Below are 21,740 nucleotides of genomic sequence, written 5' to 3'. Positions count from 1 at the left end.
TACTTACCAGCCCAGAGAAAACTGCCAGCGTGATTTTTCTGTCGACAGCCAGAGCAATTTCTCAACCGCCTTGATATACAACCTGAACTCGCCGCTGGGCGGAAACAGTGCGTTGGCATTGATGTCAGTAATGACAGCAAAGGTGTACGGCAAATCGCCGCGAACTAAGATAGGAAGCTGATTCTGGATCATCTCTTTTCCTGGCATCACTTCAGGAGAGAAAGGAGCCAGAACTAAATTCACGCTGCCCGGCCTGATCCCCTGAAGATAAAGTAATTCAGCCAGATCACAGGCGCTTTTCAGACTGACGTTTTTCTGATCGGCCAGCAGCCAATGCTGATCGCATCGATTGACCATAAAAAACAGCAAAGGGCTGGGTGGCATACCGGTAAGATTAATAATGATATTGCTGTACATGCCTTCCAGCAGGTCCATGACTTCCACCAGCGCTTCCATGGTCACAGCACTGTAATTGTCCGAATCCGGCATCCCGATAACATGAATGCCTGCTCCGGCGTCCAACTCTTGCTCACCCAGCCACTGCGCACTGAGGTAATCTTTCTTTTCCAGCAAGGTCAGAAAATCAATCCGATTACTGCAACCCAAATAAGAAGACACATCGCTGTAAGGTCGCCCCAGATCCAATAACAGTACGGGCTGTTTGTGCTTTCGTTGCAGCTGTGACGCTGCGGCTATGGCCAGCAAGGCACCATCACAATCATTACGAGGCGACAACAACGCCAGACGCGACGTGGCGCCAAAAGACGTCATCTGTGTCAGCTGAAGAATCAAATCTGTCAGTCCTTCCAGCTCGCACCAGTGAAGGTGTTTACGTACCAGCTGGTTTTGCTGAATACCATGCCAGTGCGCCTCGGGGGTCAGATCCACCAGAATGACGTGCCGGGGAGCAAAATTATCCATCAGGCTGTCGATATCCGGCATTGGCCAGTCAGAGGCCACTAATATCAGAATACGCGTCTGTTTCCAGGCCAGATTGGAGCTAAGATGAGACGCATCTTCTATCCATGTCAGCGTGCACCCTTCAGGGATCGCCTCCGACACATCCAGTTTGGCGTGATGATCCGCCGTATATGCCATGAGCTGCATTTTACCCCTCCCCTGAAAAGCCCATTTTTACGGGTAGTTCTCTGGGTTCAGCATCCAGAAAAATTAATTCGAAAAAATTGGGTTTGAATTGACGGTACATTTCGCCCGGTAACGGTGGCAGCGGCGCGTTGCTGGCAAAGGGTTTCACCAGATGCGGCGTAACAACCATCATGAGTTCTTTGTCATTCTCTTCTAACCGGGTTGAGCGAAAAAAAGCGCCAAGAATCGGAATGTCGCCCAATCCAGGAAAACGGTTGGCATTTTTAATTGTGCTGCGGCTGACCAGTCCACTGATCACAAAGCTCTCACCGTTGCCCAGCTGGACTGTGGTGTCAGTACGCCGAACCGATAATCCCGGCACTATCACACCGGAGGCCTGGACGCCCTGCGCATAATTCAGCTCACTCACTTCAGGTGCAACTTTGAGCATGATGCGATCGCCCGACATCACAGTCGGGGTCAGGTTCAGACGAACCCCAAATTCTTTAAACTCTATGCTGATATCATCATCACTGGTGCTTTTCGGATACGGAAATTCCCCACCGGCCAGAAAGGTCGCCGTGTGGCCAGACATAGTCACCAGGCTGGGTTCAGCCAGCGTGTAAGCAAAGCCGTTGCTGTCCAGCGCACTGATTGTGCCGAGAAAATGATCCGCAACATTGCCGATCACCAGATTGAACGCATCACCACTGGATAAGAAACTGCCACGAAAACCATTAAAGGACGCCCCCGTAATCGCGCTGGCATTCCCAATGCCCCAGAAGGTGCCGCCTGAGCCCTGCTTACCGAAAAAGAATCCTGCTTCTTTGAGCGCACTTTTGCTGACTTCGACCACTTTAATGTCTGTCTGCACCTGAATATTGGATGTTGCAACACCACCGGGATTGACAGAAATCCGATGGCGGACAGGTTCATCTGAACCTCGCTCCCAGATCAACAGCGATGTTGAGCCTGTTTGCTTTCCTGTCACCAATAACTCAGAGGTACTCAATACTTTGACACCCGCAACAGAGGGTTCGCCAATGGCTGCCCGCTGAATGCGCTTGCCGGAGTGCACAGTTACCTGCTCACCCACATCCATTTGAACATCACGGGCATCAACAGACACACTCAGGCTCAGAGCCAGAAACACACATAATCCATTCACAAAACGCAGCATTCACTCTCTCCCTGTCAGTGACTGGTGCGAACCAGAGTTCGGTTCTCGCCCTGATACACCTCAACCCGAGGGGCAACATAACGGTATTTCACCGGCGTCGGTTTTTTCGCTTCCACGTCAGCTTCGCGATAACCACCCAATGTTTTCAATGAGATGACATAACTGTCGTCTTGCTTGGCGTCCTCAGGTTCTTTGACCGTTGAATGGCTGGGTGCCGTCATCATGACAGCCGGCGCCCCCTGCGAGGTGCTGACTGTTTTCTGCGAAGTCACAATGACTTTAGGTACCGAAAGCACACCGGCTGTTTTATCGACGCCGGATGGCTGGCCGGGAACAGGCGAGTAGGCCATCATGCTCTCTGCGTCAGCGGCTAATTCAACAACCGGCGCCAACTCTTGAGTGCCAACCACCGCCAGCCTGAGTTGCCCCGTATTTTCTGCCAGCAAAAGCTGTGGCGTATCCGTGGCAGGTACGGCCAGTACCACGGTTCTGGCTTTATCGTTCACTTGTTTATCCGTTTTTTTACCGTCGAAGTTCAGTAGATCCCCGACTGCCAGCACTTCGACGTTACTCAGAATACGCCGGGCGGTACTGTTGTCGCCCGATTCCTTGTTGGCGCGAAGCAGATAAATCACATCCACCCGGTAGCCGGGCTGAACATGTCCGCCGACTGTGGTCAGTTCACTGGCTTGAATCGCAATTGCGCGGTATCCCTGAGGCAGAGACTGTGCAAGGGGTAACTGCCCCTGCAACAAAGCAGATTTCAGGCGGGTTCCCTTCACGACAGACAATTTCAGTTGTCTGCCAATAAAAGGAGAATAATCACGAATGTCTTCAGCAGTGGCATCGGTCACTTGGGTGGCAACCAGCATGTCTTCGGTCAGCACCGCCTGTTTAGGTACATCGTTCGCAAAAGCCCAGACAGTCACCGCAGGCTTAGTCACTGACATCGCCGGCGATGAGGCTTGCGGTGCAGTGCGGCCACTCAGGGTCACCCCGTACCAGCCAATTAAGAGCGCCATCACCAATAAGACGGCAGCCGCAATTTTTAACGTGCGTCCCTGCATTTTTTCCCCTCACTGTTGCTCTCTGGCAGCATAGTTTAAGAAATGCTAAGTGAGCGCATTTCTATAAATTCAATATTGCCGTCGATTTTAATTCGTCCGGAACAGGTAAACCGAATGACGGTAAAAATGGTTTGTTTTTATAGTTATAGATGATGGTGACTTTACAGCAAAATGTATCTGAATCGATATTGATAGAAAGGTTATCATCCAGGCTCTGTCCAAAGAGGGAACCTCTACCTGAATTTGATCCGGTATAGCTTTTTATTAAAGACTCCGCAGATTGCTCAATATGATCCTCGAGTTCAGTGCTGTCACAAGCGCCGCCGTAATAACAATTCTCATCTACATAAGAAACACTCTTGCGAAGTGCTTCTTCTGAAACATAATTCAGCATCTGAATGGATACAAAAATAAGGCTGTACTGAGCAACGGCATAAAAAATCATTAGCACGACAGGAAGAAGCAATACGGTTTCCAGAGCAGCAGAGCCCTGCTGCTTTGTTCGTTTGATCCGGAATAATTTTTTTCCTATAGAATCCATAACGATACAACCACCCCAGCCAACAGGCTTGGTACAAAGGGAGCTTCTTTCTGGCCGCGGGCAAACAACATCCAATACACTAAGAAACTCAAAAATGAATAGAGAAAAATATCAAGTATGACATTCACTGGGCTTATCATTGCGATCACAATTAATAACTTTACATCTGCAGCGCCAAATAAACCTTTATAAAATAATGGGAATATCATGACGCTGACCAATGCTATTGACCACAAATGATGGAACTCCCAATCATTCAGTTCTATGTCTACCTCTGTAACGATAAATAACAATGAAATTGCCAGGAGTATAATAATTAAAAAATTACTTACTCTTCGGGAATTCAGATCCTGAATAGAACAAATAAAAACAACAAAGATGAATAAAGATTGTAAAGTCAATAAACGTCACTCTAGCCAGCACTACTCACCGCATTTGATAATTTTTCTCCGGCACCTTCAATAATATCAGGCAAACCTAATGCAGTAACCGCCGCAACAACCACAGCCGCAATCAACACATACTCAATGGCAGACGCCCCTTTTTCTTCTTTAAGCAGGCGCTGAATAAAGTCAGCTGTGTGAATCCAGGCTAATACTAAATACTTCATGGAACATCCCTCATATTGGTTAAGCATTGATTTAGATCAATTTTCTTTTCTCTGTCTTAAATATTAGATTCTGAACAATTTTTGTGTGAAAAATTTATTGTCTTCGTTGAACTCTTTTTTCATAAGCACTGTGTTTTTTATCTGATACAGGCTTAATAACATGCAATCCGTCAATAAGATGACACCTCATGGTTACCCAATAGCCTGCCTGTTTTCTGGCAGTTCCCCTGCAATATCGTCCGATTGCCCGTTTTCGCGGCGCTGTTCGGGTGCCGGGTCATAATGAGCAAACTGGCGTTTTCCCTTACGTTTGGCCTGATACATGGCAGAGTCTGCCCGCTTGAGCAGAGCCTGGGCATCTTTGGCGTGCACAGGGTATCGGGCAATGCCGATACTGGCAGAAACGCGGCACTGGTTGTCACCAAAATTAAAAGGCACGGTCAGAGTGTGCAGTAATTTTTCAGCGATGGTTTCCATTCTGAACGTCAGCTCTTCATCGTCATCGCCCCAGGTCAGAATAGGAGGCTCACGACGCTCAGACTCATCATATTCTAAGACACTGTCTTGAGAGGGGTTCTTAATCTTCACCGCGTATTCACCCAGTGGTACCCAGACGACAAATTCATCGCCGCCCAGACGAAAGACTTCATCTTCCATCCTGAGACATCCACGCATTCGCTTGGAAGCGTGCTGCAGTAAAGCATCACCGACATCGTGGCCCAGCGTGTCATTGACCTGCTTAAAACCGTCCAGGTCGATAAACATCAGGCCGAACACTTTGTTCTCAACGTCCGGCTCTGAAAAAGCGGCCTTGAGCACCCGGTTAAGCGCCCGTGTGTTAGGCAGGCCCGTCAGTTTGTCCTGCAAGGCGGCCTGTTCCATCTGGCGCTGCCGTTCAATGACATCTGAAATATCGCGTTGGGTGCCAATCAGGCGCGACGCGTCATTCACTAGCCCCTGCACTACCAATTCCAGTACTCTGGGCTGCCCGTCCAGCGGATCTATCATGTCGATAAGCAGAGTTTGTTGCTTATTTTTACCCGCTATCTGTTTCAGCAGCATCAGTTTGTCACCGTCACCACTTTTCAAGCGTGACATCCAGTCAGTCAATGCCAGTTTGCTGCCGACACGAATACCATAGAGATCATACAGATAAGGGCTCCATTGCAGGGTGTCGTTATTCACATCCCATTCCCAGACACCAATACCTGCCACAGAGGTTGCCAGACTCATTCTTTGATTAGCGCGGGCAAGTTCACGGTGAACACGAGAACGACGGGTGTGCTGTTTCCACAGCAAACTGACCACAGACAACAGCAATGCCACCAGTACTAAACCCGTCAGTACCAGCCAGAAGAAAGGAAAATTTACATGAAGCGAAAATAACTCTCTCCATTCCGATGTAAGTTCGGACAGACTACCAATGCCGTTTAACACGGAACTCAGAAAAAATTCCACCGAATTCATGATAGGTACACACTTCCATTTGTGTCTGCTGCGATAACCTCTGAAATATCAGACCCGTTTATTCCCGGTAGCGGTTGTCATCCGGTAATGGTACTCAGATCACTTTAGTATTTTTTTACCGCTATCGATAAGTTCAACCTAGTCCACGCTGTTGATAATTACCAAAATAGAATGTGGCAATTGTTTTATATGCTGGGTGAGAATCACACTTATTCTATTTGGAATCAAACAGTAGCAGCTATTTAACCGGCATACAGTTCTTTATCCAGCCAGGGCAAAGCATCCCGAATCTGAGGAAAAAATCGTTCGTTAATAATTTGACGGCTGTCTTCAGCCAGAATGTGCGGCAGGTTACCCAACTCATTGTGACGACAGACCAGCGTAAGATTGCGGTAAAAGGGCTCTTCGCGGGGAAGGGGAAGACAGGTGAGTTTGTCATTGTTCAGCCCGTACTGGAACATACAAAGCGGTGTCGTTATTGTCCAGCCAAGCCCGGCCGCCACACTGGATAGCACGGCAAAAGTATTATCCAGTTGCATTCTGATTGGTACGTTCATATCCAACCGTCGTAAATAGCGTTCAATCGTCACGCCTATCAGCGAGTCATTGGAATAACGGACAAAATCGAGCTTTTCTGCAACCTGCTGTAATGCCTGAAACTGACTGGCAAACTTGCTGGGTATGACAAGAACAAAAGGCTCACGTAACAGGCGGTAACGGCTGAGGTGATCATTATTTTCCAGCGCATCGTCAGAGATAATAATATCAACGTTGCGTGAAAGCAGCGCCTGGGCATGCATATGAGATCGGCCGGTATTGATCGTCCAGTTTTCTGTATGACGCTTAATCACCTCAACCAGAGGCTGTCCTAACGAGGTAGCCAGAGAATCGACCATGGCAATGCGTAACAAATGCAGTTTCTGAAAACTGCTTTTTGTCATCACGCCGTGTGTTTTTTCTGCCTCCGCAAGTAAATGGCATGACTGATCATAAAAATAGCGACCGGCGACGGTCAGTTCAACAGGACGAACGCTTCTGTCCAGCAGTGTCACTTTCAGGTTGTGTTCAAGCGAAGAGAGTGTCTGAGAAACGGAAGACTGTGTCAGGCCAAGCTGGTTAGCTGCCATTGTCATGTTGCCAGACTGCGCGGTAGCCACAAAAACTTCTAACGAGCGAAGATCAAAACCCAATCCTTTCAATGCAGCCATCCTTTATTCAACAAACATCCACCAGAGAAATCGATTAACGGCCGTCGAACGGGGTTGCCGCTGAGTGTTACTACTGAGGCAACCCCGTCAATACGCCCAAAAATAACGTGCGGGCATAACTGACAAGTTAATATTCCTAACTAGCAAAACTATCAGCTTTAATCGTCTGATAACAATATGTAAGAAACAAATAGCAGGACAATCTATGGGAAATCACAAACCAGAATCGTGTTGAAGTCGGAAAGGCTGTGTGTCAGAGAAAATGAATGAAATCGACAAATGAGGAAAAAATTGCCATCTTTTAGCAAAAAAGATGGCAATACATTCTCTATTTTCCGGCAGCGGCAACAAAAGCAATCTCTACCAGATAATCCGGATCAGCCAGTTCAACTTTCACGCAGGCGCGGCTTGGCGCAGCACCTTCTGGCAGCCAGGCGTCCCAGGCTGCATTAAAAGCAGCAAGATTAGCCCAGTCGGTAATATAAATCGTGACAGACAAAATACGGGACTTATCACTGCCCACGCTTGCCAGCATGGCTTCTGCCTGAGCGAAAACCTGCTCGGCCTGACCCGTAATATCAGCGCTGGTATCCGATTCAGGGACTTCGACAAAGTGAGCAATACCATTGAACACAGTGACATCAGACCAACGTTTTGTTGGGTTAATTCGCTGAATATCCATTTTAATTCCTTTGACTTACGTGAAAAGCCCAACAATGTAAGTTTTCTGCCGGGATGAATCAATCAATGATGCTGTTTTTTGCCATCAGGCAGAACATCCATGTCAGTCAGCATGCTGGCTGGCAAGCGCTCCCGGAACTAACCGGGAAGGTGTTCGCAGCGGCACACTTTGCCACTCATAGTCGAGCTGCGTATGCACCGGCATAAATAATTCGCTGGTATAGAACTTCCCGAGCCGTTCCACCGGGTAAAACATAGCATCACCGTAATGCTGTTTCACAAAATCATGTTCATAACCCAGGATTTCAAGCACAGTGGGAAAAATGTTGAAATGTGACAATTGATGGCGGTTTTCCGCCAGTGATGACTCAAATCGTTGCCGCAGTTGCTGATGCGTTGTCAGCACCATCAGGGGCACCATCCCTTGATAGGCAGAGCCACTGTTACGATTACAATGCGTCAACAGCCCTTTTCCTTCTTCCAGTAAATCCTGTCCGTGATCAGAAGTATAAATCACCACCGTATCGTCTAAATCAATGCGGGTGAGCAAACGCTCAAAGAAGCCGTTCACATTCCAGGCAATGGCATTTTTATAGGAATTAATCAGAGCCTGACGATTACTGTGACCGATAGGTTCAAATAACGCCATCGCAGGCTGAAATCGGGTCGAGGAGGCAGGGTATTTCCCCTCATAGGGAAAATGCACACCCTGTTTATTGATATAGATAAAATCTGGCTTATCATCTGCCACCAGCGAGACTAAATGATCAACAATATCGAAATCAATCCGCATAAAAGCCTGATGCCTTTCAATTTGCTCGACGTTCAGCTGTTTTACCTGATTGATGAAGCTCAGCTCATCAGTAGTCATGAAGTTGGTCAGCGTACCCGGCGGTTTCTGGGCGTCGATATAGGTGCTGGTATACCCGGATGCCTGAGTGTACTGCCAGATGGTAGGCAAGTGTAAGGCTTGCTCAAAGGCGCCTGGGGCGACACCCCAGCGAATCACCGCATTGCTGTAGCTGCTGCAGTTATGTGCCGAGGTCGCGACACCATAATTGACGACGGCATCCGGGTGCGATTTTAAAACCGGCACAAGCGAGAAATCGCTACCCTGCCCGAAGAAATCACCGCTGACACTCTCGTCAACAACAACAATGATATTGCTGACCAGCGGCTGCCGGGCGATGGCCGTTACCGGTAGTCTGTCTGGCTGCTCATCCATCACCTGCTCAAAGAGAATCACACTGAAAAAGCCAGGCAGGGTATAAATACCCGCCAACCCCTGCACCGCTACCGGGCCTTTCATCACCACCAGGGTAGCCAGTATCCCTGTGACAAACGCGGGTAACCCGAAGGCAACGCAGGAGGAGGAAGGACGAAACCGGGACAGTAGCCAGGTTCTGATTCTGAATAAAGACAGGCAGAATGCCACTGCAATCAGCAAAGGCAGAAAAAGTTCAGACCAGTAAAAAAGCAACGCTGCCCCTGCCTCGCCACGCTCAATCCACATCCGCCTGATATCGAACAGGGTCAGGTTATCAGCCAGAATAAAAAGCAGGGATAAATGAGCAAACACAACCAGGGTAAGAAACAGGTTCCATAAAACATGCACAGCCGTTCGTCTGGCCGTTAACACCGCTTTTAGCGATGCGATGGTGAACAGCCAGATCGCAGCAAAAACCGCCACATTGCGCACCGGATTTTCTGACTGGCTAAGAAAAATCAGTTGAGAGAAAAAGTCCCGGGTCAGAAATAAAATCACACCCACAACCACAGTGCCAGACACCATGGTCATCAGTGCATTTTGCACTGTGTTTCGTGCCGCGTTTGCTGCATGGCTCTGGTGGTTGTGGCTGACAGGCATAGGCGCTTCCCTGCTTTCTGAGAAAGATATCCGGGTACTTATTTGATTTAAGCCCGTCCGGGCAGGAAATCAAAATAATCCTGAAAGCGCTATTTTTTTATCACCAGACCGTAAGGTCACGACAAATGAGAAAGGAACTGAAATGGAAAAAGGAAGCAAAATAGGAGAACAGGCAAAATGCGCAGGCAACCGCTCATCACAAACGGTGACCTGCATTATTGAGATAACAACTAACTTGCCGGCAATACTTATTCAGACGGGTAAAGCATGACACGTGCTAACCGGGCCAGATTATAAGCATCAACATAGCCTGAATGCTGACGGCCTTCCCACTCCAGTCCGCTCATGCTCATCGCGGCCCGTAACCCGATGCGCTTGTTTTTAACGTGCGGCTGCAGTTTAAACAAGGTGGCCAGATTCAGATACTCTCTGAAGGGCACATTCAGATCTTTCGCTTTGCACTCGGCTCGCAGGATGGCATCATCCCGCCCCCATGCCGCATAGATTTTATGACGGCCACCAAATTTTTGCTCTAGCGCAGTCAGAATACTGGCCAGGGGCTTGCCGTTTTGCGCCACCACTTCAGGCTTGATGCCCGTCAGCTCGGTACAGAAGGGCGATATTTCGTCGTTTTCCGGCTGAACATAGTATTGCGCCCGGCGTGAAATCGTGCCCTTTTCAAGGTTCAGTTCAGCCACGCCAATTTCAATGATTTCACCGGTTCGGGCGACACCGTCTTCATTCCAGCAACACATTTCAAGATCAAAACAAACGATGCGGTTAAAATTCATGATTTTCCATTATCCGTCATACCAAACTTCATAATCATCAGTTCTGAAAGTAAACACTCACCAACACGGATGATTATTGAGTTTTGAACGATTAGCTTTGAACAAAGCGGCGAAGGATAACATGGATGGCAACCCGCTTCAGCCCCTTGCCAACAACAGCCCGTCGGAATTACTCTTGTGGCAGCTTTTCTCAAAGGATACCGCAATGAAAAACGTCTACCGCCCGCTGTTTGACGATAACAACCCGCCCGGCGAGGTGTTTTTCGGCCATCAGGCATTTCTCCCTCATACCACCACGCCCAAACATACGCACCCCTGGGGGCAGTTACAGTTAATCAGTGGCGGTATTCTGGAGCTAAACGCCGAAGGGAAACGCTTTTTGTCACCGTCACAGTACGCGATCTGGATACCACCCGGCATAGAGCACGAAAGTTACATGCGTCGCAGCATGAATTACTGCTCAATGAACCTGATTAAACCACTGGCTGAATCGTTGCCGAGTTTCCCCTGCCTGCTGGAAATCAATCCTATTATTGAAGCGATAATCAATGATCTGCGCGACCGCCAGTTGCAGGTAGCAGAAACAGCAGAAGATAAGCGTCTGATCGACGTCTTGCTGGATCAGCTCCGACACACCCGTATCCACGATCAGTTTCTGCCCAGCACTGAAGACAAACTCCTGCAACCTATCCTGCGTACGCTGGAAAAAAATCCTACCGATGGCACGACGTTAGCTGCATGGGCTGAAAAGCTGCATACCTCTGAGCGTACATTGGCTCGCCATTGCCAGGATACGCTCGGCATGAGTTTCATTGAATGGCGGCAAAGGAGAAAATTTATCTACTCTTTGCATTTATTGAGGAAAGGTTTATCTGTGAAAGAAATTGCACTGACCTTGGGTTATCATCAGGCTTCGCCTTTTATTAACCTGTTCAAACGGCATGCGCAATGCACACCGGAACAGTACAGACAAAAGCAAATCCGGGCCCAGTAGTAACGCAAACAGCGATTTAGCTGCCCACTGCTTTATCCGGTAAACCCACCAGCAAACGCCCGGCTGCATGCCTGCTGAGCGGATGCCCTAACAGGAAGCCCTGGCCGTACTGACAGCCCAGTGATTTGACCACAGAGAGCTGAACCTCATCTTCAATTCCGACCACGGCCACCTGAACCCCCAAACTCCCACTCATACCCACAACAGACTGAATGAGCGCCTTGTTGGCCTCAGAACCCGGCAGGGTGCCAACACAGGCGCGTGCAATTTTAACTTTATCGAAAGGAAAATCCCGCAGTATGGTTAAGCAGGCATTACCATTACCGAAATCATCCAGAACCAGGCTGACACCTATATGTTTCAGATCATGCATCATGGCCCGCACTTTCGGCGGATCCTGCTGTACGGTTTTTGCGGTCAGTTCTATTTCAAGGCGTCCTGGCTCAAGCCCGGACTCCTGCAACGCTTCCAGTACGGTCTGGCAGAAAGTGTCCGGTTTCAGTTGCTGAGCAGAGATATTGACAGCAATGCTCGTTTCTTCTGGCCAATCCCTCGCGGCCATACACGCCTGCTTGAGCACCCAGTCCCCCAGCGCCTGAATCAATCCGGCATCTTCAGCAACCGGCATAAATTCCTGCGAAGACACCATGCCTTCGCGCTGATGACGCCAGCGCAGCAATGCTTCAAATCCCTGCAACTGGCTGTTTTTCAAATCAAACACTGGTTGATAATAAGGTTCGAGCAGATCTTGCGCCATGGCCTTGCGTAGGTCTCTTTCCAGCAGTTGCCTTTGTTTTAACTGTTCGTCCATCCGGGTATCAAAGAAACAAAACGTCGAGCCGCCGTCCATCTTGGCGCGGTACATGGCAGTATCTGCGGCCCGCAGCAAATCGACAGGTTCAATATCATGATTAGACATGGCAATACCAATGCTCACACCTGCCAGAATCTGCTGTCCGCGAATATGGTAGGGTTCGGACATCGCTTTGATAATTCGGGAAGCCAGGGCCGATGCTTCATCCGGCTCTTGCCCGCCAACATGGATCAGTGCAAATTCATCCCCGCCCAGCCTGGCGATGGTGTCATGCATGCGCAACAAATGCTTCAGCCGCCCGGCCGTTGCCACCAGCAGTTCATCGCCCACAATGTGGCCGTAAGCATCATTGATCTGCTTGAATTTGTTTAAGTCCATCATTAACACGGCAACACAGGCATCGTTATCGCCGGCATGCTGAAGGGCGGTCTCAAGCTGCTGTGAAAAATACAGCCGGTTCGGCAGTGCGGTCAGTGCATCATGCATGGCCAGTTTGTACATAGCGGCTTTGTCCCGCTCACCGGCTTTCAGCATGATATTCATCTGGCTGAGCCGTCGCCAGCTCAGTGCCACGAGAGCGAAAGGCAAAACGAACAGGAGCGAAATGAAAGCACCCAGTCCGAATTGACGGTATTGCTCAACCCAAAGCGTAAAGTGCTCGAAGAACTCGAACTGACTGGCTAAAAGCAGCCAGATGACAGCAAAGACAGCGAGTTTGATCAATGTTCGCTTCAGGAACATTGAATGAAATAGCGATTGCAAGCTAGCCTCACGACCAGCCCTACCCTGCGCAGAATGGCTCATAAATGGATTACCTCGTCCCAAATTATCACCGTCACGTCCTTCGCCAACTCCGGAAAATATGTGATTGTTATAGTGTTGTTTTGTTGTATTCCGGCCATTTCATGTTCTGGCTCTGCTACAAAACTTATTAGTTAACACGATCACATTTACGTGAAAATGACACTTACATTTTAGGCAAATTTCCCTTTCATGTGGCACTTCTTTGTTGAGTATTTCGTGATATCGCTGCAACTCCTTGCGTCGTTTACAAAAAAAATCCGGCGAGCTTCATGCATCGCCGGTACATCAAAACATTTCACCGATATGAAAAGGTAGTGTTGAACGCGGTTTACGCCAGCAACGGCGCTTGCTGTCCGGCACCTTTGCGGCGTGTCCGCCAGCCCAGCAGTCCTAAGCCTGTTGTCAGCAGCAGCAAACTGGCTGGCTCCGGAATAGGATTACCCGGTCCGCCGGACGTCATATAATCAATACCAGCCAGGAAGAAATCTGACAGCAAAACACCCGACAGGATGATGTGTCTGACATTATCTTCACCATCCAAGTCCCAGTAATTACCGTAAAAATTCAGCTCGTTTGGCGTGAGTGCGGTCAGTAAGTTGTCAATACCCAGTAAATTGGTGTTGATGTTCAACTCAAATTCCGGATAACCGTCGTCGATCAGATAAGCGGTTGCCGATTCCAGCAAATTCAGGTTGTTGAGATACAAGCCTTGCACCGTAGAAGGCTGATCAAAGCTCAACACCAGAAATTCATGACCATCTACTTTGAAGTTATCGTCACCAAGCAACAGGGCAGAATCGATCAGGCCGCCGTCAGAAATGCTGTTGACACCGATACCTTGCCCGCTGTGTGACAGATTAACCAGTGATGGATCGCCGGTAATAATGCCATCCTGAAACAATCCTGGGACATAATAACGATACGAAGAAAACGTTATTCCGCCAACAGTGCCGGTTTGGTTTCCATTCAGGCTTGAATAAGCACCGTCCGTGAAGTCGATTTGTGCCGCCGACACACTCATCGAACCACCCAGCAGTGCAAGGGCTGCGACCCCTGTCTTTATAAGCGATTTCATCATCTTGCTCCCTACTTGTGTTATGCCGTGTTGATGTATGTTCGTGTTTTTGTGTTCGCACAAGCTATTGCATCTTACGTGCCAAAACATAACGCAATGAAAATAAACAAAATTTTTCATTGCCAACATAACAATGTAAAAAACACCGACAGGATAGGGAGAGATCTGGACACAGAGTGTCAATTTCTCTGACGGGGAAATCAGACAGTCAGGTTTGCTTATCTGCCTGACTGTCTGAAGAAACAGAAACGTGAAGGACGATGTAAGACAAAGATCCCGCGGCGAAAACCAAGCAGGCGCGTTAAAACAACATCGCCGCGGTTATTACTGGCCGTGTTGTTTAGTCAGCACATACATATCAGCCAGGCTGCCGGTAATACGCTGGCCCTGGCGATCCAGTCTAAACAACTGGTTCTCTCCAACAAAGAACTGAATACCTTCACCACTGTCATTGCTCAATGTGATGGTGTTCCCAGCGTCATTCCAGCTGAATTTTCCCTTATCGGAAAACTGCTCACCATCCTTGCCCAGATAGGTTTCAGTCAGTTCAAATGTCCCCTGCGGATCCAGTACAAGAACCGTTTCTATGCCTTCACAGTCTGCACAGGGAATCGTACCGGCATAAGTACCATTCCAGTCCAGCGAATTGCGAGCATTGTGTTCTGTGTCCACATACGCTGTCGTCTGCTGATCGGACTCCTGGGTCTGAGCAGGTGCAGCATTTGATGACATCTCGCTGTCAGAAGCAGGTTTATCACAGCCTGCCAGCGCGCCAGCCAGAGCCAGACCAATCGCAATAGACAAGAGTCGCTTTGTATTCATACTTTCTCCTGATACTCAATCACCTCAATACGGCCCGACCTCAGCCAACCATTATCAGCGAAAAGTCCTTCTGGGCCCTTGATGAGGTGTTGGACTGATAAACATCCAAAAAGTGCCCGACTTTCCGTTTTTTGTATGGGTGAATCCTGACAGTCAGCGGGCACGAGGCAGACCACTGATAACCGCATGTCCCCCACAAACTCTCCGTTCTCTGTACCGCCCGCTCGACAAAATTGTATCGCGCTGATCATAAAATCGTTGCATATAAAAAGCTTACCTTTTCTAACTCATTACTATATGCACCGCCAGGAATAAAGACAGCTTTTTAACCTGTCAGGCAAATTCATTAACCAGACTCATTAACCACGAACGTTTCATCTCACAGAAAAGGATTTTTATGTTTATATCAAAACAAGAGCGTGTGAAAGGTATTGCCTTTTCCCTGTTCAGCGCGGCCTTGACTGCATCCGTTATGCTTTCACCCAGTCTTTATGCCAAACAGATAACCCCCGAAGCGATGCCGGGTGACACGCAGTTCTCTCACTCTGCTGACAGCAGACTCAGCGTCAGGAAAACCAGGCATCTCTCGCTAAACTGTCACCGAAATCCCGATGCGCTGAAAAAGATACTCGAGAAGAAAACCGGGCTGACTGACAAGATGACCATCACCCTCTCAGGTCACTGCCTTGGCCCGCTGCTCATTGACCAGAATGGCATTGAAATTACCAATGATGATAGCCACAGCGGTGCTATCGTGCTGAATCTGCAGCCACCAGCCGGGGCCGCCATTGTCATTCAGTCCGCTGCCGTCACACTGCGAGATATCAACATTTCAGTGCCCATCGATGTACCTGCCGTGCTGGCTAAGGCCAACAGCAGTGTGACGCTGGATAAAGTCACCACGGATGCCGCCAGTTCGACAGAGACGCCACTGGAACAATTTATCGTCAGTGAAAGCAGCAGCCTGGCCCTGACCAATATGGCAGGTAATGCGATACGGGTGGCGGGCAATTCGTTTGCCGATTTTAAACAAAGTAACCAGTTACATACCCTCAATGTCAGCGACACCTCTTCCGCCCAGTCCAGCGCGGCCAACCAGTTCAATTCGGTACAAGTGTCCGGCAACGGCTATTTTCTGGCCGACAATGGCACGCAGATAAATGTGTTGATGATCTGGAGTAAAGCGGCCGTGGACATCAACCGGCAAAGCTCGGTGGCACATTTAATGATGGGGGGACAAACTCTGTTTGGTGCTTACCGCAATTCATCAATCACAGGTCCCTATGACCTGTGGGGCAATGTGGTGTTTGAGTTAGAACACTCAACGGCGGACAACTGGAAAGCGGTTGATAAACCGCATTCAATTATTTCGGGCAACAATGCCACAGTCAACGGCGTGCTTTATCCCGGCTGGTCATGGACAGGTCAGGATGGCCTCTGAGTAGCGCCGCTGTTGATGTCTCTGAAACTCACAATGCAGCAAAGTTCTGGCGGCATTGTGAGTTTTTTACGTTACTGGCAGGCGCCTTTTGCTCAGAGCGCATCTGAATGTGGCCTTCGAAGATTGTCTTTTTAGTTTCGTCCTGAAAGCTTTGAAACAAAAAAGTAAGGGCTTCACATTCTGTTAGTAGGCCAGATTCAAAACATTACTCTGCATCTGCAGGCGGGATTAATACTTTATCGATGACATGTATAACACCGTTGGTCGCTGGGATATCAGCTTCTATCACTTTCGCGCCATTAATGCGCAGACCATCATCGGTATGCTCAATCGTCAGCGGATGACCTTCAACGGTTTCTGGTAATTTCAACTGACTTGCTGCCGCTGACGAAATAGCACTGGGTAACAGATGGTAAGTCAGCAGTTTTTGTAACTTTTCTTTATTTTCAGGTTTAAGCAATTCGGCAAGTGTGCCCTCTGGTAGCATTTCGAAAGCTTCATCAGTCGGGGCTAAAAGTGTAAAAGGACCTTTGCCTTCTAAAGTCCCGGTTAAATCTGCAGCTCTTATTGCCATGACAAGTGTTTGGAAATTGTCGTTACTCGCTGCAACCTTGACTAAGTTTTTGTCAACTTGTGTTTGTTCCTGCTCCGCGTAGGCATGATTGAACCCCATCGATAGAATCAATACAGATACAAAAGCATGAATGAACTTTTTCATTTTTAACTCCTATTGATCACGACTTGAGTCTGATTGTAAGGTACTTCTCAACGTTCATATTCTGCATTAGTTCTCATGGATGAACTGTAACCATTTTAAGAATATCTGAGGTTCCTTAAGCCACCGGTGCTGCAGCCACAAACAGGCATCAAGAACTCGCCAGAAAAAACGATGAATAATGCGTTAGCTAAATCGAAAAAAATACGCAATGACAAACGCGAGAAGTGAGTTGCAGTAACCTTGCGAAACGGCAGGCATAGCCGATAGCATTACCATTGAATCTTACTCACCCCAGCCGTTTCTTTTTCAACAGCACAGTGTTGTCTTGCGCCAGTTCTTTCTCCAGCTGGCGGGTGACAAATTCCGGGCTGTTGGTGTGGCGGGCCAGCAGATGGTATACCACAGGGATCACCAGCAGGGTAAAACAGGTGGCTACACTGATACCGCATAACACCACTATCCCGATCACCAGCCTTGTTTCTGCTCCGGCCCCGGTCGCCAGAATCAAAGGTATCGCACCGGCAGCCGTGGTGATGGCTGTCATCAGAATCGGACGCAGGCGGGCACAGGCCGCATCTATTACTGCATCCTGGTAGGCTTTGCCCTGATCACGCAACTGATTGGCAAACTCGACGATCAAGATCCCGTTTTTCGCTGCCAGGCCCACCAGCATGATGATCCCGATCTGTGAATAGATGTTGAGGGTCTGTCCGGTAAAATACAGCCCCAGCAAGGCCCCGAAGGTCGCCAGCGGCACGGTCAGCATGATCACCAGCGGGTGAATGTAGCTCTCAAACTGGGCAGCCAGCACCAGAAACACCACCGCCAGCGCAAGGGCAAACACAAAGAGGATTGAGTGGCTGGCGGTCTGAAAATCCTGCGACGGGCCTTTATAATTAACTACCGCATCGGCAGGTAAATATTGCCTGACCAGTCCGTTCAGATAGGTCAATGCTTCTCCTAGCGTGTAATTATCGGCAAGATTAGCCTCTATGGTGATGGCGCGGATCCGGTTGAACCGATTCAGGGTCGGCGCATCGGCATACTCAGACACAGTCACCAGGTTCGATAACGGGATCAGTTCACCATTATGCCGCGACCGCACGTACAGGTTGCTGAGATCCTGCGGGGTATTCTGTCGCTCCGGCTGGCCTTCGATCAGCACATCATATTCTTCCCCACGCCATTCATAGCGGGTCACGACCCGTGAGCCCAGCATAGATTCCAGGGTCTGACCTATTTCCGTCACGGAAACGCCTAAGTCCCCTGCCCGCTCTATGTTGATGTCCACACCAAGCAGAGGTTTGGTTTCTTTGTAGTCATGGTCCAGGCCTTCGAGGCCGGGATTGTTCGCGGCCTGCTCCATGATAATATCGCGCCACTGCGCAAGCTGCTCATAGGTGCCGCCACCAATCACAAACTGCACCGGTTTGTTAACACCGCGCCCGAATGGCTGGCGCATGACAGCAAATGCCGACACCCCGGCGAGATCACTCAGTCGCTGTTGAATATCACGAATGATCACAAACGCATTACGTCGCTCATCCCAGTCTTCCAGCACCACAATGGCAAAACCGTTGGAGAAATCTTCCAGCTGGCCCCAGCCGCGCGGCGCCCGCACCAGCAAGCGCATAATTTCCCCACTCTCAACCATTGGCATCAGTCTGTGCTCAATCTCATTCATGTAGGGCTGCATGTACTCATAACTGGCGCCCTGAGGGCCGTTGATCAGAATAAACATGGCGCCTCTGTCTTCCCTAGGGGCAAATTCCGTCGGAATACGGGTCGCCAGCCAGGCGCTGCCACACAGCATCACCACCAGAATGCCGATGATCAGATAAGGCCGGCGCAGCCAGTTCATCAGTGACGCGCGGTAAAAATCAGTCACCGCCCCCAGCACGGCGCTGACCTTGCGTACCAGCCAGGGTTCACTTTCGACCTGCTGCATAATTTTTGATCCCATCATGGGCGTCAGCGTCAGTGCGACCAGTGAAGACAGGATCACCGCGGTACTCATGGCGACCGAGAACTCACGGAATAATTTGCCCAAATCGCCCTCAAGAAAACCTATGGGCAGGAATACGGAAATCAGCACCACTGTGGTCGCAACAATGGCAAAACCTACCTGCCGAGCCCCCAGAAAAGCGGCTTTCAGCGGTGATTCCCCAAGTTCGATACGGCGGTGAATATTCTCCAGCATTACAATGGCATCATCGACAACTATTCCGATGGCCAGGATCAGCGCCAGCAGAGTGAGCAGGTTAATGGTATAGCCCAGGGCATAGAGAATAATGAACGTTCCGATCAAAGACACAGGCACAGTCAGTGCCGGGATCAGCATGGCACGAACACTGCCGAGGAACAGATAAATGGTAATAATGACCAAGATCAGGGCAATGAAGAGGGTTTTGTAGACCTCATCGATCGATGCCTGAATAAACACAGAGGAGTCATAGGATTCTTTGATCTCCATACCGTCAGGCAGGGTCGGATTAAGCTGAGCGACCAGTGCGTTCACCGCTTGTGCCACTTCCAGCGTATTGGCGGTCGACTGCCGGTTAATCCCCAGACCAATCATGTCCTGCGTATTGCCGCGAAACATGATTTTTTCTTCTTCCGCCGCCAGCTCAACATTTGCCACATCCGCCAGTCGGATCAGATAACCGTCATCACCAATCCCGATCACCAGACGGGAGAAATCCGCAGGAGCAAGAAAACTGCGCTGCGTGCGAATAGAAAACTGGCGGTTTTCCGATTCGATCGAGCCCGCCGGCAGCTCAACGTTATCGGCCCTGAGCGCGTTTTCCACATCAGACACCGTCAGCCTGCGGGCAGCCAGTTTTTGCCTGTCTATCCATATTCGCATCGCATATTCTTTACCGCCACCGATACGCACCGCCGCCACACCGTCCAGCACCGAGAAACGATCCACCAGATAGCGGTTGGCGTAATCCGTCAGCTCAAGGGTATCCATCCGATCTGAAACCAGATTGAGCCACATGATCACTTCAGAGTTGCCCTCCGCCTTCTGCACTTCAGGCGGATCCGCTTCGTCAGGCAGATTATTGAGAATACCGGAAATACGATCACGCACGTCATTGGCGGCAGCGTCAATATCGCGTCCGATACCAAACTCCAGTGTCACATCAGATCGACCGTCGCTGCTGGTGGAGCTGATATTGCGGATCCCCTCAATGCCAGAGACCCGATCCTCAACAATCTGGGTGATCCGGCTTTCAACAATGGCCGCCGATGCCCCGCGGTAGTTGGTTGAGATAGTGACTATCGGCGGATCGATATCCGGATATTCGCGCAGCGGCAGCCTTTCATAAGCCACCAGCCCGAAAGTAATCAAGAGCAAACTGATCACAGAGCCGAAGACAGGCCGCCGGACAGCCAGATCAGTCAGAAACATGGGCGACCTCCCGGAAAGTAAAATGCTCCACAGACTGAGTGGTAACAGTTTGCCCCGGCCGCACTTTGTCCATCCCCCGGGTGATCACTTGCTCGCCTTGCTGTACGCCACTGAGAATTTCCACTTCACCGCGACTGCGGAACCCTAGCTCAACCAGACGCTGTTCAACCACGTTGTCGTCGTTGACGACCATCAAAAAATGTTCTGCCTGACGCGGGACCACGGCTTCTTCAGGAACAACCAGCCCGGAACGGGATTCTAACGTTAGCACCAGTGTCATCAGCATACCGGGCCGCAACAGCAACTGAGGATTATCGACCCTGGCCCGCACCTCGACAGCCCGTGTCTGTGGATCAACCCGGCTGTTTATCGTCGAAACCCTGCCGAAAAAAACCTGATCGGGAAAAGCGGCGACGCTTCCTTCCACCTGAGCGTCAGGATTAATCTGGCCGAGAAAGCGTTCAGGCACAGAAAAATCCAGTTTAACCGTATCCAGAGCGTCCAGGGTGGTGACCACCATACCAGGCGTCACTAACGCTCCCTGGCTGATTTGGCGAAACCCCAACACGCCGGAAAAAGGCGCCAAAATGGTTCTGGCTTCCAGCTCAGCCTGATTCTGGGCCAGGATCGCCCTGGCCACTTCGATTCCTGTCCGCAGTTTATCCAGCTCAGAACGGGCCACCGTATTACGGCGAACCAGACCTTCAATGCGCTTGTATTCCCGTCTTTGTTCTTCAAGATTGGCCTGCGCCGCCCGGACTTTGGCTTGTTGTTCGCCCGAGGTCAATGTGAGCAGCAACTCCCCCACCCTCACCTGCTGGCCGTCTTCAAAATGGATACCATCGACTTTTTCCGTCACTTTTGCGGTGATCTGTACAGATTCACGGGATTTCACCGTGCCCAGAGCTTCAACAACACGGGCTACGTTCTGCCGCACCACAGGCTGAACCACCACATTGGGGACGGGACGTGACTGTTTCACCTGGGTTTGAGCATGTCGCTGGTATTCTGTGTAACCTATGCCAAAAACCAAGGCCAGCAGTAATACCGTGCCGACAATCAGGGTAACTTTCATCCAAGTGCTCCTGTGAACAGAGGCGAAACAACAATGATGTGGTCGATTCCAGTTAAGTATAGCCAGCAGCGATTTTTTGACGTG

The 21,740-nt window shown here is 49.7% G+C and carries 19 protein-coding genes; 2 read left to right on the top strand and 17 right to left on the bottom strand.

Features of this window, described 5'->3' with window-relative positions:
• Window positions 1-3: 3 nt before the first annotated feature.
• From D6M16_RS14765 to D6M16_RS14715, 11 genes are all read right to left on the bottom strand, one after another.
• Window positions 4-1,107 (bottom strand): CpaE/TadZ family protein, encoded by a 1,104-nt coding sequence (locus tag D6M16_RS14765; protein WP_120512614.1) that lies wholly within the window; start codon window positions 1,105-1,107, stop codon window positions 4-6.
• A 1-nt stretch (window position 1,108) separates the two neighbouring features.
• Window positions 1,109-2,266, bottom strand: a complete 1,158-nt coding sequence (locus D6M16_RS14760; protein WP_120512613.1) for a type II and III secretion system protein family protein — start codon at window positions 2,264-2,266, stop codon at window positions 1,109-1,111.
• A 14-nt stretch (window positions 2,267-2,280) separates the two neighbouring features.
• On the bottom strand, window positions 2,281-3,333 hold the full coding sequence (gene cpaB / locus D6M16_RS14755) for a Flp pilus assembly protein CpaB (protein ID WP_120512612.1): 1,053 nt from the start codon (window positions 3,331-3,333) through the stop codon (window positions 2,281-2,283).
• 61 nt (window positions 3,334-3,394) lie between these two features.
• On the bottom strand, window positions 3,395-3,874 hold the full coding sequence (locus D6M16_RS14750) for a TadE family protein (protein ID WP_120512611.1): 480 nt from the start codon (window positions 3,872-3,874) through the stop codon (window positions 3,395-3,397).
• Entirely contained in the window at window positions 3,862-4,275 is a 414-nt protein-coding gene (locus tag D6M16_RS14745) for a prepilin peptidase (RefSeq protein WP_120512610.1), read from the bottom strand. Before D6M16_RS14745 ends, D6M16_RS14750 begins: the two co-directional genes overlap by 13 nt.
• Before the next feature lie 11 nt (window positions 4,276-4,286).
• Window positions 4,287-4,484 (bottom strand): Flp family type IVb pilin, encoded by a 198-nt coding sequence (locus tag D6M16_RS14740; protein WP_120512609.1) that lies wholly within the window; start codon window positions 4,482-4,484, stop codon window positions 4,287-4,289.
• Window positions 4,485-4,676: 192 nt separating this feature from the next.
• On the bottom strand, window positions 4,677-5,951 hold the full coding sequence (locus D6M16_RS14735) for a GGDEF domain-containing protein (RefSeq protein ID WP_120512608.1): 1,275 nt from the start codon (window positions 5,949-5,951) through the stop codon (window positions 4,677-4,679).
• Between the two features lie 242 nt (window positions 5,952-6,193).
• Entirely contained in the window at window positions 6,194-7,159 is a 966-nt protein-coding gene (locus tag D6M16_RS14730) for a LysR family transcriptional regulator (protein ID WP_240435628.1), read from the bottom strand.
• Window positions 7,160-7,487: 328 nt separating this feature from the next.
• Window positions 7,488-7,841: a RidA family protein gene (locus D6M16_RS14725; RefSeq protein ID WP_120512607.1), complete on the bottom strand. Its 354-nt coding sequence runs from the start codon at window positions 7,839-7,841 to the stop codon at window positions 7,488-7,490.
• Between the two features lie 102 nt (window positions 7,842-7,943).
• Window positions 7,944-9,707, bottom strand: a complete 1,764-nt coding sequence (locus D6M16_RS14720; RefSeq protein ID WP_120512606.1) for a sulfatase-like hydrolase/transferase — start codon at window positions 9,705-9,707, stop codon at window positions 7,944-7,946.
• A 248-nt stretch (window positions 9,708-9,955) separates the two neighbouring features.
• Window positions 9,956-10,498 carry a 3'-5' exonuclease gene (locus D6M16_RS14715; protein ID WP_120512605.1) on the bottom strand — a complete coding sequence of 181 codons (543 nt, stop codon included), beginning with the start codon at window positions 10,496-10,498 and terminating at the stop codon, window positions 9,956-9,958.
• A gap of 205 nt (window positions 10,499-10,703) precedes the next feature.
• On the opposite strand from D6M16_RS14715, the gene D6M16_RS14710 reads away from it, so the two are divergent.
• Window positions 10,704-11,492, top strand: a complete 789-nt coding sequence (locus D6M16_RS14710) for an AraC family transcriptional regulator (RefSeq protein ID WP_120513195.1) — start codon at window positions 10,704-10,706, stop codon at window positions 11,490-11,492.
• 16 nt (window positions 11,493-11,508) lie between these two features.
• On the opposite strand, the gene D6M16_RS14705 is transcribed toward D6M16_RS14710, so the two are convergent.
• The 3 genes from D6M16_RS14705 to D6M16_RS14695 form a co-directional block, all read right to left on the bottom strand.
• Entirely contained in the window at window positions 11,509-13,110 is a 1,602-nt protein-coding gene (locus tag D6M16_RS14705) for a putative bifunctional diguanylate cyclase/phosphodiesterase (RefSeq protein ID WP_120512604.1), read from the bottom strand.
• A gap of 328 nt (window positions 13,111-13,438) precedes the next feature.
• The gene (locus D6M16_RS14700) at window positions 13,439-14,188 is read right to left on the bottom strand and encodes a PEP-CTERM sorting domain-containing protein (RefSeq protein WP_205576902.1); all 750 of its coding nucleotides are present in this window, start codon (window positions 14,186-14,188) and stop codon (window positions 13,439-13,441) included.
• 321 nt (window positions 14,189-14,509) lie between these two features.
• A complete protein-coding gene (locus tag D6M16_RS14695) occupies window positions 14,510-15,007 on the bottom strand; it encodes a copper resistance protein NlpE (RefSeq protein WP_120512602.1) in 498 nt (165 codons plus the stop codon).
• 397 nt (window positions 15,008-15,404) lie between these two features.
• Between D6M16_RS14695 and D6M16_RS14685 the strand changes: the two genes are divergently transcribed.
• Complete coding sequence (locus D6M16_RS14685; RefSeq protein WP_120512600.1) at window positions 15,405-16,448, top strand: hypothetical protein; 1,044 nt, start codon at window positions 15,405-15,407, stop codon at window positions 16,446-16,448.
• Between the two features lie 205 nt (window positions 16,449-16,653).
• Here the strand turns inward: D6M16_RS14685 and D6M16_RS14680 are convergent, their stop codons facing one another.
• From D6M16_RS14680 to D6M16_RS14670, 3 genes are all read right to left on the bottom strand, one after another.
• A complete protein-coding gene (locus D6M16_RS14680) occupies window positions 16,654-17,121 on the bottom strand; it encodes a fasciclin domain-containing protein (RefSeq protein WP_420812258.1) in 468 nt (155 codons plus the stop codon).
• A 331-nt stretch (window positions 17,122-17,452) separates the two neighbouring features.
• Window positions 17,453-20,581 carry an efflux RND transporter permease subunit gene (locus D6M16_RS14675; RefSeq protein WP_120512598.1) on the bottom strand — a complete coding sequence of 1,043 codons (3,129 nt, stop codon included), beginning with the start codon at window positions 20,579-20,581 and terminating at the stop codon, window positions 17,453-17,455.
• Entirely contained in the window at window positions 20,568-21,656 is a 1,089-nt protein-coding gene (locus D6M16_RS14670) for an efflux RND transporter periplasmic adaptor subunit (RefSeq protein WP_120512597.1), read from the bottom strand. Before D6M16_RS14670 ends, D6M16_RS14675 begins: the two co-directional genes overlap by 14 nt.
• Between the last annotated feature and the right edge of the window lie 84 nt (window positions 21,657-21,740).

Origin of the sequence: Photobacterium salinisoli, from assembly GCF_003614885.1 — a bacterium.
Classification (GTDB): Bacteria; Pseudomonadota; Gammaproteobacteria; order Enterobacterales; family Vibrionaceae; genus Photobacterium; species Photobacterium salinisoli.
Note: the sequence above shows the minus strand (reverse complement) of the source record. Positions and strands in the feature narration are given on the sequence as shown.